The organism is Streptomyces sp. MBT53, assembly GCF_016654115.1.
Classification (GTDB): domain Bacteria; phylum Actinomycetota; class Actinomycetes; order Streptomycetales; family Streptomycetaceae; genus Streptomyces.
This window is the reverse complement of record NZ_JAEQAZ010000029.1, coordinates 97596-109858: the sequence shown is the minus strand read 5'-3', so window position 1 is coordinate 109858 and position 12263 is coordinate 97596. Positions and strand designations below refer to the sequence as shown.

8 protein-coding genes and 1 pseudogene are annotated in these 12263 nt (G+C 71.2%); 2 read left to right on the top strand and 7 right to left on the bottom strand.

The genetic code is table 11. From position 1 onward, the window contains the following. Positions 1–559: pseudogene (locus JHN45_RS13770) on the top strand (fibronectin type III domain-containing protein); the annotation flags it as partial. A 90-nt stretch (positions 560–649) separates the two neighbouring features. On the opposite strand, the gene JHN45_RS13765 reads toward JHN45_RS13770, so the two are convergent. The 7 genes from JHN45_RS13765 to JHN45_RS13735 all read right to left on the bottom strand — a co-directional run bounded on the left by JHN45_RS13765 (position 650) and on the right by JHN45_RS13735 (position 9297). Beyond that, positions 650–1459, bottom strand: coding sequence for a phosphatase PAP2 family protein (locus JHN45_RS13765; RefSeq protein WP_200709458.1), 810 nt, complete (start codon positions 1457–1459; stop codon positions 650–652). A 3-nt stretch (positions 1460–1462) separates the two neighbouring features. Further along, on the bottom strand, positions 1463–2416 hold the full coding sequence (locus JHN45_RS13760) for a YihY/virulence factor BrkB family protein (RefSeq protein WP_200709459.1): 954 nt from the start codon (positions 2414–2416) through the stop codon (positions 1463–1465). Continuing rightward, positions 2417–4165: a diacylglycerol kinase family protein gene (locus tag JHN45_RS13755; protein ID WP_201049170.1), complete on the bottom strand. Its 1749-nt coding sequence runs from the start codon at positions 4163–4165 to the stop codon at positions 2417–2419. 394 nt (positions 4166–4559) lie between these two features. Continuing rightward, positions 4560–5939 carry an acyl-CoA reductase gene (locus tag JHN45_RS13750; RefSeq protein ID WP_201049169.1) on the bottom strand — a complete coding sequence of 460 codons (1380 nt, stop codon included), beginning with the start codon at positions 5937–5939 and terminating at the stop codon, positions 4560–4562. Next, positions 5936–7279, bottom strand: a complete 1344-nt coding sequence (locus JHN45_RS13745; protein WP_201049168.1) for a hypothetical protein — start codon at positions 7277–7279, stop codon at positions 5936–5938. Before JHN45_RS13745 ends, JHN45_RS13750 begins: the two co-directional genes overlap by 4 nt. An 18-nt stretch (positions 7280–7297) precedes the next feature. Next, positions 7298–8002 (bottom strand): ABC transporter ATP-binding protein, encoded by a 705-nt coding sequence (locus tag JHN45_RS13740; RefSeq protein WP_200709463.1) that lies wholly within the window; start codon positions 8000–8002, stop codon positions 7298–7300. 59 nt (positions 8003–8061) lie between these two features. Then, the gene (locus tag JHN45_RS13735; protein ID WP_200709464.1) at positions 8062–9297 is read right to left on the bottom strand and encodes an ABC transporter substrate-binding protein; all 1236 of its coding nucleotides are present in this window, start codon (positions 9295–9297) and stop codon (positions 8062–8064) included. A gap of 106 nt (positions 9298–9403) precedes the next feature. Between JHN45_RS13735 and JHN45_RS13730 the strand changes: the two genes are divergently transcribed. Then, entirely contained in the window at positions 9404–12148 is a 2745-nt protein-coding gene (locus tag JHN45_RS13730; protein ID WP_236583647.1) for an ATP-binding cassette domain-containing protein, read from the top strand. Positions 12149–12263 lie beyond the last annotated feature (115 nt).

Genomic DNA, 12263 nt, shown 5'->3' with positions numbered 1-12263 from the left:
CCACAACCAGATCGACCATGTCCCCTACACGGCCATCTCCATCGGCTGGGGTGGCTGGCCCGACAAGGTGAGCCTGCCCGCGCAGCCCAACTACTCCAACAACAACACCGTCTCCAACAACCTCGTCCACGACCACATGTCGCTCCTCGGCGACGGCGGAGCCGTCTACACGAACGGGATCACCGGCACCTCCATGGCCACCGGCGAGCACGTCAGCGGCAACGTGGTCCACGACCAGCTCAACACCTCCGGCGGCCACGTCCTGTACACCGACAACGGCGCCACCTACGTGTCGATCCTCGGCAACGCCGTGTGGAACATCAACGTCTCGCCCTGGGGCAGCAAACACGGCAACTACACCGCGGGGGACGGGACTTACGACCCGACGGACATCGAAGGCAACTACTGGCCGAGCGGTCCCTCGGACTACGACAGCAAGGGCGTCCTGATCCAGGACAACCACAACATCACCGCAGCCGACCAGGTCCCGTCGAGCATCATCGCGGCCGGCGGCATCGAGGCGCAGTACCAGTCCATCCTCTCCTGGCAGCCGGCCTGACCCGAAAGCGTCCCGGCGTGAGCCGCTCTCCACGGCGGGAGAGCGGCTCACGTTCGGAACAGCCCGGTTCGGGATCTGCGGACGTGTCCGTCAGCCGCGCCCGGATCCGTCGCCGTGCCTGCGGGCGGAGGGGCCGGGTTCGGGTCGGGCGTCGGTGAGTTCGGGCTCCAGGCCCTCGCTCAATCCGGCGTGTCCGCGGCCCGTGTCGGTGCGCCAGGCCTCGAAGGCCCATGTGGTGAGGGCGACGACGGCGAGGCCCAGGAGCCAGCCGCCCACGACGTCGCTGAACCAGTGCACGCCGAGCGCGACGCGGGTGAAGCCGACGCCGAGGACGGACCCGACCGCGGCGCACCAGCACAGTGCCCGAAGGGGGCGCGGCACCATGGGGAGCAGGACCAGCAGGAGGATGGCGAACGAGGTGGTCGCGGTCATCGCGTGTCCCGAGGGGAAGGAGAATCCCGGTGCGTGCGCGACCGGGTCCTCCAAGGCCGGTCTGGCCCGTTCGACCACCGTTTTGACCAGCAGCCCGATGAACCCGCCGGCCGTGGCCGTCACGGCGGACCACGCGGCGAGCCGCCACGCCCGCCGGTAGAGCAGCCACCCGGTCAGCAGCGCGACTGCCGTCCGCAGCGTGAACGGGTCCCACACCCGGTCGGACAGGAAGCGCAGGGTGTCCGTCCACGCCGGGTGGTCGAGGGCGGTCTCGTGCAACCGCCGTGCCGCGCCCGCGTCGAGCCGGCGCAGCGGCTGCCACTGTCCCTCGACCAGGACGAGCAGCAGGCCGAAGGGGACGGCCGCCACGGCCGCGACGGCTGCCGAGCCGAGCAGGTGGATGCCGAACCGCCGGTCGGCCGTCCGGCGACGGAGGTCGCGAAGGCGCCGGGCCGTGGCGCGGACCACCGTTCACACCCCCGGATCGGCTGTGACGGGACCGGGCCGCAGTGCCCGCGCGGCCTCCAGCTGCGCGGCGAAGGAGAGGCCCAGAAAGAGGGCGATGGAGGTCAGGTAGGCCCACAGCAACAGGGACATGAAGGCGCTGAGCGGGCCGTAGACCGCGTCGAAGGACCCGCTGAGGTCCAGGTACAGGCTCAGCAGCCAGGTCAGAGTCGTCCACAGCACCAGGTAGACGGCGGCGCCGAAGGCCAGCCAGGTGTAACCGGGTTGGCGGCGCCGCGGGGAACGGCGGAAGATCGCGCTGGCCGAGAGGAGGACCAGCAGCAGGCCGAACGGCCAGCGCAGGATCTCCCAGGCGGTCCTGGCGTCGCCGTCGAGGTGGTACACCGTCGCCGCCGCGGCGGCCAGCTCGCCGCCTGCCACCATCACGATGAAGCCGAGGCCGAGCGGAATCCCCGCGCTCAGCGACATCACCAGCCCGCGCAGATACTTCTGGCGGAAGGGGCGGTCGCGTTCGTTTCCGTAGATCCGGTTGGCGCCGCGTTCGATCTGGCACATCGCGGTGGTCACATTGACCAGGGAGAAGAGCAGGCCGAACCAGAGGGCGATCTGATCGCCGTCGCCCGCGCTGTGGCGACCGCGGTCCAGGGCGTCGTCGACGACGTCGGCGCTGGGGCCCTGCGCGATGCGGTGGATGGTCAGTTCGGCGAGTCTGCCGATGTTCTCCGTGTGCAGCGCTGTGGAGAGGCCCACGAAGGCGATGGCCAGCGGGATCACCGCCAGCACCGTCTGCAGCGCGAGCGCTCGGGAGTGGCTGAAGCCGTCGGCGTAGCGGAACCGGACGAAGGAGTCGCGCAGCAGCGGCCAGCCGCCGTAGCGGCGCAGCGAGGCCAGGGCCTCATCGGCCGAGAGGTCGTCGCCGGTCATGTCACGGGTCTCGGGGACCTTGGTGGCGGTGCCCATTCACTTCTCCCCGGTGGGCAGCAGCACCGTCAGTGCGCCGGGCCTGACCTCGGCGGTGAGACGCCGGCCGTGGGACACCGGGTCCCCGTCGAGCTCACGCGACTGCGGTACGGCGAAGGTGAGTTCGGCCCGCCGGAAGGTACGGAACTCCACCGGTACGCCCTTCGTGCCGGTGCCGACGGGGACGACTGCGTCCGGGGCTGTCGGCCGCGTGCTTCGCCGGCGGCCGCGTATCAGGGTGCCCAGGGCACTCAGCCAGCCGCCGGGACCACGCGGGTCGAGGATGAGCAGATCGAGCAGACCGTCGTCGGGGCGGGCCGCCGGAAGGAGCGTCAGACCGCCTTGTACGGTGCCGACGTTGGCGAGGAGCACCATGCGGGCCGTACGGTGCAGGACGGGCCCGTCGTCGAGACGGAGCGTGAGCCGCATACGGGGTGTGCGCAGCGTGCCGAACGTGGCGAGTACGTAGGCGAGCCAGCCGACGGCGGACTTGGCGCGGTCGTCGGTGTGTTCCAGCATCGCGGCGTCGAGCCCCGCCCCGGACATCGCGGCGAAGTGGGTGGAGGCGAGGCCGTCGCCCTCGATGCGGCCCAGGTCGAGGCGGTGCGGGGTGCCGGACAGCGCCGCGGTGAGCGCGTCGGCGGGGGTGAGCGGCAGGCCGAGGTTGCGGGCCAGCAGATTGCCGGTGCCGCAGGGCACCACGACGAGCGGAACGCCGGTGCCGGCCAGTGCGTCGGCGGCCGACCTGATGGTTCCGTCTCCACCGCAGACGACGACCAGTTCCGCGCCCGCCCGGACGGCACCGGCCGTCTGCCCGGAGCCGGGGTCCTGGGCGGTGGTCTCGATGAACTCCGGTGCTCGGTGGCCGTGTTGTTCGAGAATACGGCGCAGCTTTTCCCGGTCCGCCGCTCCGGTCACCGTGGGGTTGAGGATCACGGCAGTGCTGCCGGGCGCGCGCTCCTCGACTCCGGATGTCGCGTCACCGCGCCCGGTGCGCGACGCGGGAGCGGCGGTCACGGATCCGTCGGTCAGCAGGGCGCGGCCGGCGATCAGCAGGGACAGGGCGCCGTTGGCCAGTCCGCCGATCACGTCAGTGGGGTGGTGCATGCCCCGGTAGAGGCGGGAGACGCCGACGACCAGCGGTATCAGGAGCAGGAGCCCGGCCAGCGGCCACCGCCAGGGCCTGCGCACGCGGGCCACCACGAGCACCGCCAGTCCGGCGTAGAGCGCGGTGGCCGCGCCGGTGTGGCCCGAGGTGTAACTGGACGTGGGCGGGGAGGAGTCGAGACGGTGCACGTGCGGGCGGGTCCGGTCCACCGACTCGGTGACGGTCAGGAACACCAGTGCCTGGAGTGAGACGGCGACGGCGAGGAAGACCGCGTGACGCCACATCGGCAACCGCGGGACGAGCAGCAGCGCCACGCAGCTCACCAGGGTGACGGCGATCACCGTGAGGGTGTTGCCCGCCTCCGAGCCGAGGTACGAGAGGGCGTTGAGGGGGCCCGTGCGGATCCGCTCGAAGCCCTCGTTGACGTGGTCCTCGGCCGTCAGCGGCCACACATCGCGGGCGGGGCCCGTGATCAGGAGCCCGAAGCCCACCAGCAGAGCGGCCTGACAGACGGTCAGTACGCCGATGCGCGCCGCGGTGCTCCCGGTTCCGCGGGGCAGCAGGGGCGAGCGGCCCGGCCGCACCGACTCGGATTCGTCACCGGTCGCTCCTGCTGCTCTTCCCGGCACTGCGGTCGACATCGGCGCTCCCACGGCTCGGCGCCTCGCGGCGGTCCACGACCGGGCGACGCTCACACCCGATCTATCGCCGTCTGCCCCCGAAGCCGAAGAGCAGACCCCCTCTCGTCCGGGAACCGCAGCGCGGGGACGGCAGAGCCCGGTTCGCGTTCCGCGCGGACCGGAGACCCACCGTTGAGGCGTAGCACCGACAGCGGGACCGGAACGGGGGCCAGTCGTACACGGCACGGGTCCAACCGCCCTGGTCAAGGCGGCTGTTGCGGGCCGCGGACAGTTCATGGGCTCCGCTGGAGTCCATCACCGATACCCCGCGCGGCCCCGCCCTCTCTGTTTCGAGGATCGCATTCTCACCGACCGGCCACATCCGCGCCGTCGACCACCAGCCGACAATCCCCCCTCACTCGTCGTTCACCCACCGCAGGAGCCGCTGCAACGGGTAGAAGCCGTCGTGGGAGAGCCCCGGCGGCATACCGCCCGCCCCGCCGAGGGACACCACCCGCTGAACCCCCGCGCAGGCGAGGGCGTCGCGCAACCCCGTTTTGCGGATGCCGGGATACACGCCCACCGTCTGTGTGGCGACCCCTGCGTGAGCTACGGCTTCGGACAACTCGGTGACCGGGACGACGTTGACCATCTTTCCGTCGGGGTGGAAGTCCACCGGTTCGGGCGAGCGGATGACCAGGCCCCGGCCGTCGTAGCCGCCCCACACCCGGTAGTCGGGGGCCAGGGAGCGCAAGACGTCGATCTCCTCGCGGAGTTCGGCGGCGACCCGGGGGCCGTCGGCCGAGCTGAACTCCCTCGCCACGCCCAGGCGTTCGCACAGCAGGGCGGCGTAGCGGTCGGCGTCCGCCCAGGAGCCCTCGACGAACTGGAAGCGGCTGGCCACGCAGGCCTGCTGGTTGAAGAAGGTGGCGTCGGCGGCGCCCGCGTCGGCGGCTCGGGCAAGGGTCTCGGCGGACTCGAACGCCTCACGGCCGATGAGCGAGATGGAGGTCTTGGGGTCGAAGGAGACGAGTTCGAAGCCCGGGCCGACATACCGCAGTGCCCCGCGAATCGTGGCCTCGCCGCCCCAGGCGACCAGTTTGTCGAAGAACTGGGGGCGGAACAGTACGCTCTCCACCGTCTCGTCGCCGCCGCGCCAGTACACCGCGGAGAACGAGCGGACCACGGGGTGACCGGGGGCCACCGCCGCCATCGTGCGCAGGATCGCGGTCGCGGTGAACAGGTCGTTCGAGGGCAGTTTCAGCAGGTTGACGCCCTTGGTGAGGGCGCCGCGCACGACGGACATCGCGGCGACGCCGGGGGCGTTGCCGGCGATGACATGCACCAGGCGCGGCGGGAACGCGCGGATGGCCGCGGTCCGGTTGGCGGGCAGGCGTACCTCACGCCAGCCGTCGAGCACGTCCGCTCCGCCGAGTTCGTGGTCAATCTGGGCGTACAGGCCGGGCCGTTGGAAGCTGCGCCACAGGACGGCGTAGGCGCGTTCGAGGACTTCGGCGGGCAGCGGGCTGACCCGGACCATGCGGTCGAGGGCCTCGGCGAGCAGGCCCTCGCGGTCCGCCTTGAGGGCCTCGCCGGTCTCCACCAGCAGGTCGACGATCTCGGCGACGGGCACGTGGAAGGCGGGGCCGGGTTCGGTGCGCGGCCGGACGAGGCGGTCCAGGTCGAGTGCCGGTGCGGTGAAGGCGGCGTCGGCGCGACCGTACGCGACGGGTGAGCCGTGGTCGACCTCGCCGCGCACGACGTGCACGACCTCGGTGCCGGTCGTGGTGCTCATCCGTGGATCATCCCCCGGACATAGGAGTCGAGTGTCGCGGCGCAGGTGATCTTGTCCTCGCCGCCCAGGTCGCCGTAACGGCGGATGTCCGGCAGGACAGCCGGTCCCGGCCGGCCGCAGACGCAGGGCGAGAAGTCGACGAGGACCCGGTCGCCACTGATCAGGCCGCCCCACCTGCCCTCCAGCGATACGTCGAGGAAGGCGAACCGGCCCTCCACCACGCCCTGTTCGGTGTTGAGCAGCTTCTCGCCCGGCTCGTCCAGGACCAGTGGGATCACCCACGGCGGTACGTGGTAGTTGCCCGACTCGCAGGCCGGGCAGGAACCCTGAAGCTCCGTCATGCCGTAACTGCGCACCCGCCGTACGCCGTCGTAGAAGGCGGCGAACTGCTGCTGGTAGTCGTCGGGCAGGACCCCGTTCTTGTTGCCGCCGCCGCTGAGGACCAGCGTGTCCGGGTGGAGGCTGCCGTCGGGTACGCCCTGGGCCCGCAGGGCCTGGATCAGGGTGAACTGCTGGTTGTTCATGCCGGCGATCAGGAGGGGCTCGGTCCGGTGGGCGGCGATGTCGTCGACGATCTGTGCGACGGCCGCGCCGAGTTCGGCCTCGCGGGCCCCGGACGCGGCCTCGAAGGAGCTGATCTCCTGTGGGGTCGCGGTGCCCTCCGCCATCCGGCGGCGCAGCAGGGCGCTGCTCATCAACTCCGAGACCCGCATGGGTTCCTCGGTGAGCAGCCGTGTCTCTCCGGGCCGTGCGAAGACGTCCGCGTGCCAGCGGTAGCCGTCGATGGAGCGCATCGGGCCGCTCGCCGGTGCCAGGAGATAGCCGCGGCGAGTGGGCTCGGGCGGCAGCGGGTCGGGCCAGCAGGTGAGGTTCGCGAGGATGTCGTGCAGGAAATCCAGGTCGCTCGCGTCGCAGTTGAGGAAGGAGACCTTTCCCGAGGTGCCGCTGGTGATGTAGGGGCGGTGTCCGGCGGCCGTTACGCGGTCCGCCCACTCGTCGATGTCGGTCACGCCCTCGACGTCGACGTCGCCCGGCTCGACCACCGACACCGTCGCGTACCAGCGCAGCAGCCGGTCCCACCGGCCGCCCGTGATGAGGGAGAGGGGGTACGACTTGTAGCTGGTGTGGGAGAACAGCAGGGGGACGAGGTCGTCGGGGCTCTCGATCGCGTGGACGCCGCTCTCCGCGGCCCGGGTGCGCAGCAGCGGGATGCGCTCGCGGTGTGCGGCGAAGGCCTCTCGCGCCGCTTCGAGTTGCAACTCCCTTAGTTCCCGGGCGGGTTGGTCGAATGTGTCTCCGGACCGGACGAGGGCCCGGATCTGCTCACGTGCGCTGGGCACGGCAACCACCTCCATCAGTCATGACGTCGGGTTGTTCGCGAGATAGGAGGACTCGATGGCGTCGAGGTCTCCGCGCAGTTCCTTCGGGGTGCCGGCCATGACGACCCGGCCGCGGCGCAGGACGTAGACGCGGTCGGCGATGTCGAGCACCTTGCGGACGTGCTGTTCGACCAGCAGTGCGCCCAGTCCCTGGTCGGCCGCCTCGCGGACGGCGCGCAGGAGCCGGTCGACGACCAACGGGGCGAGGCCCAGGGACAGTTCGTCGGCCAGGAGGAGCCGGGGGCTGCGGCACAGGGCGCGCGCCAGCGACAGCATCTGCTGCTCACCGCCGGAGAGCATGCCCGCTCCGGTCCTCAGGCGTTTTTCCAGCTCGGGGAAGAGGGCGACGGCCCGGTCGGGCGGCACGCGTCCGACCCGTAGGTTGTCGGTGGTGTCGAGGCGGGTGAACACCGCGCGTTCACCGACGTAGGCGAGGCCCTCGCGGGCGCGGCGGTGCAGGGGCGCGTGGCCGGGGGTGCCCAGCCACCGGACCTCGCCGCTCATCGGGGTCAGGTCGCCGGACAGCGCCCTGAGGGTGGTGGTCTTGCCCGCGCCGTTGGGGCCGAGCAGGGCGACGACCTCGCCCGGCCGGACCTCCAGGTCGAGGTCGCTCACGACGGGTCGGCTGCCGTAACCGGCGGACAGGGCGCGGGTCGCTATCAGAGGCACATCTGTGTCGTGCACGAGGTCTCTCCTCAACCGGAGTCGGCCGGGGTCGGCGGAGTCGCCGTACCGAAGCGGGCTCAGCCGTGCGACGCGGCCGTCAGCTCCTTGCGGACATCGACGAAGGTCGACCCGGCCTTCGCCCACTCGATCTTGCCGTCGCGGATGGTGAGTTCGGTGGCGGTCGTGTTGTGGATCCGGTCGAGTCCCTTGATCGGCAGGGCCGTCGACGCCTTCCAGTTCAGCGGCGGGGTCAGACCTCCGGTGTCGATGCCTGAGGTGGTGTTCAGCTCCTTCACCAGTGCCTCGGCCGAGATCGTCGGCAGCTTCTTGGCGGCCTCGGTGAAGACCTTGAAGGCCACCCAGGTCGTGGCGTTGGCGCCGTTGGTGGTGTCGATGTCCTTGCCCTTGGCCGCCGCGACGAAGTCCTTCCAGACGGCGTCGGAGGTCGGCGGGTAGTAGCCGGTGATCGCGGCACCCTCCAGCGGGCTGCTGCTTCCGCCGGTGCTCGCGGCCAGTTGCGGAGTGAGGTTGCCGACGACGCTGGCGAGCTTGGTCTTGTCGCCGGACTGCACGTACGACTTCACGAACAGGCCGGAGGCGGTGCCCATGATGACGCTCACGCAGTCGCTGCCCTTGGTCGCGGCGACCTGCGGGGCGAGGTCGGTGGCGGTGAGCGGCACCTTGAGGTCCTTGGGCGCCGCGCCGCCGGCGGAGACCACGCCCAGGGTGAGGAACTGCGAGACCACGGCCGCGGCGGCCACGTCGTACCGCACACCGGTGATCTTCTTGCAGCCCTGCTCCACCAGCTGGCGGCCGTGCGCCGCGAACACCACGGGGGTGCCGCCGTTGACCGGGAAGGACAGCGGGTTGGAGAACTCCGCGGCGGAGACACCGGTCCCGCCGATGTAGGGGATGCCGGCCTTCTGGAGGACGGGCATGTAGCGGTCCCCGGCGAGACTGTACGAGCCGACGACCGCCGTCACCTTGTCGGCGACGGCCTGCTGGGCGCACTTCTCGGCCTCGTCGGGGTCGCCCTTCTCGTTGCAGAACTCGACCTTGAGGGGTCCGCCCTTGATCCCGCCGTTGGCGTTGATCCACTTCTCGTAGGCCGTGGCGGTGAGGTGGATCCCGGGCTGGGCGCTGCCCTGGGTGTTCTCCGGCGCCCAGACCATCACCTTCACCGGGGTGCCCTTCAGCGAGGAGGTCTCGGCCGAACTGCTTGCCGCCTCTCCCCCGCACCCTGCCAGGAGCAGGGCTCCGGTCGCCGTGAGACAGCCGGCCGCGACGCTTCTGCGTCGGCGTGAGTCGTTCATGGTCCCTCCGCGGGGCTCGCGCCCAAGTGGGCGTCGTCGAGATGCCGAACAGCATGGGGTGCATTTTTGGGTTAGTGAAGTACTCTCGGCACAATTATTTAAATGAATGCACTGTCTCGTGCTGTATCTGGCCCGCGTCTGGGAGGTTCCTCGGATGGACGACGTCCTGCGCTTCGCGCTGCTCGGCCTGGGGCTCGGCGCCCTCTACGCGCTCACGGCGCACGGCATCGTGCTGGTCTACCGGGGCTCCGGCGTCCTCAACTTCGCGCACGGCGCGATCGGGATGGCCGGTGCCTACGTCCAGTGGGAGCTCGCCACGAACCACGGCGTGCCGTACTGGCCCGCCACGGCGTGCGGCGTCCTCACCTCCGCCGTACTGGGCGTGTTCACCCACCTGTTGGTGATCCGCCCGCTGCGCGGGGCGTCCACCCTGGCCCGACTGGTCGGCACCCTCGCGGTGTTCATCGTGCTCACCGCGATCGCCGTCAAACGCTACGGCGACAGCCTGCAGTTGGTACCGGGCAAGCTGCCCACCCGGCTGCTGACGATCGCCGGGGCGACGGTCTCCGAGGACCGCGTCTGGCTGCTCGCCATCGCGCTCGCCGTGACCGCGGTACTCCATCTCCTCTACAAGCGAACCCTGTTCGGCCTGGGCACCACCGCGGTCGCCGAGAACGAGGGCATCGCCGCCTCGCTCGGTTGGTCCCCCGACCTGATCGCCGCCGGCAACTGGGCACTGGGCTCCGCGCTCGCGGGCCTCACCGCCATCCTGATCGTGCCGGTGATCGGCCTGTCGGTGACCGGGCTGACCACGCTGCTGCTGAGCGCGCTGGCCGCCGCCCTGGTCGGCAGGTTCTCGTCGTTCCCGATCACCCTGGCGGGCGGTCTGGTCATCGGGGTCGCGCAGTCCGAACTGACACGCTTCGGCTCGGGTGTCACCGGACTCGCCTCGTCGGTGCCGTTCCTGTTCATCGCCCTGGTGCTGGTCGCGCGCGGCCGGGCGCTGCCGTTGCGCGGCACGTTCCTCGACCGGCTACCGGCCCTGGGCACCGGCAGGGTGCGTCCCGTCCCCCTCGCGCTGGCCGTCGTACTCGGGTTGGTGCTGGTGAGTCTCTCCACCCCGCTGTGGGCCGACGCGATCACCAGCACCCTGGTGCTCTCCCTCATCATCCTGTCGATCATCGTGGTCACCGGCTACGCGGGGCAGGTCTCGCTCGCGGCCTACGCCCTCGCCGGGACCGGCGCCTTCATCGCCGGGCACGCGGCGGCGGACTGGGGCTGGCCCTTCGAACTCGCCCTGCTGGCAGGCGTGTTGGGGACCGTGCCGATCGGCCTGCTGTTCGCGCTGCCGGCCGTGCGCACGCGCGGGGTCAACCTCGCGATCATCACACTCGGGCTCGGCACCACCCTGGAGGCGATGGTCTTCCAGAACACCGACCTGTCGACGACGCCCGGCAGCGACGGCATCGCGGTCGGCAACCAGACGCTCTTCGGCATCAGCATCTCCGGCGTCGACCATCCGCAGCGCTACGCGGCCGTGGTGCTGCTCCTGTTCGTCGCCGCCGCACTCGTGGTCGCCAACGTCCGCCGCAGCCGCACCGGCCGCCGCCTCGTCGCCGTACGGGCCAACGAGCGGGCCGCCGCGGCCCTCGGTATCGACGTCCGCGCGGCCAAGCTCTACGCCTTCGGCCTGTCCTCGGCCATCGCCGCGCTCGCCGGAGTGCTGACCGGCTTCCGCTCAACGTCGGTGGTCTTCTCCGACTTCGCGAGCTTCGACTCCGTCACCGCCCTCGGCCTCGCCGTCATCGGCGGCGTCGGCTTCCTCGTCGGCCCGCTGTTCGGCGCCACGTTCGCCGCGGGCACGGTCGGCGCCCGGTTCGGGGACCTGGTGCTGCCCGGGCTGAGCGAGTGGATGCCGCTGATCGGCGGGATAGTCCTGGTGCTGACCCTGGTGGGCAACCAGGACGGCATCGGCAAGGAACTCGGCAGGCAGGCGAGGGGACTTGAGCGAAAGCTGCGCCCGCAGCGCGCTGCCGTCGTACCCGAGGCGGAGCCGGAATCCCTGCCGGACGTACCGCGCGCCGCACCTCTCCCCCTGCACGTGCGCGACCTCACCGTCCGCTACGGCGGTGTCGTCGCCGTCGACGGACTCTCGCTGGACGTCGAACCGGGCCGAGTGGTGGGCCTCATCGGCCCCAACGGCGCCGGCAAGACCTCCGCCATCGACGCCGTCACAGGCTTCACCCGGGCCGCGTCCGGGAGCGTCCGCCTCGGTGAGCGGGACGTGACCCGGGCGCCGGTGCACCGGCGGGCCGGGGCCGGCCTGAGCCGGTCCTTCCAGTCACTGGAACTGTTCGAGGACATGACGGTCCTGGACAACCTCTACGCCGCCTGCGAGCGACCGGGCCGGTGGACCTGGCTCACCGACCTGGTCCGTCCGGGCAGCCGTCCGTTGCCCGCCCAAGTACTCGTCGCCGTAAGGGAGTTCGGGCTCCAGGACAGTCTGGACCGGCCTGTGGGCGATCTGTCGTACGGCGAGCGGAGGTTGCTGGCGATCGCGCGGGCGGTGGCGACCTCGCCGTCCGTGCTGCTGCTGGACGAACCGGCGGCGGGGCTGTCCGACGACGAGACACAGGAATTGGCCCAGTTGGTGCGGCGGCTGGCCGAGGACTGGGGCATGGGGGTGCTGCTCGTCGAGCACGACGTCGACATGGTGATGAGCGTCTGCGACCAAGTCGTGGTGCTGGACTTCGGCCGCCTGATCTGCGCCGGCACCCCGGACGAGGTGCGCCGCGATCCGGCGGTCCGAGCCGCCTACCTGGGCGACCTGGAACCGGAGACGACGGTCTGAGAGCGGGCGGCGCCGAGGCCGGGGAGATGGCGTGCGTCGCACGCTCCGACGGTACGGCGGCACGACACGACCGGCCCGTGGCGTCTCGCGCCGCGGGCCGGTCGAACGACGCGAT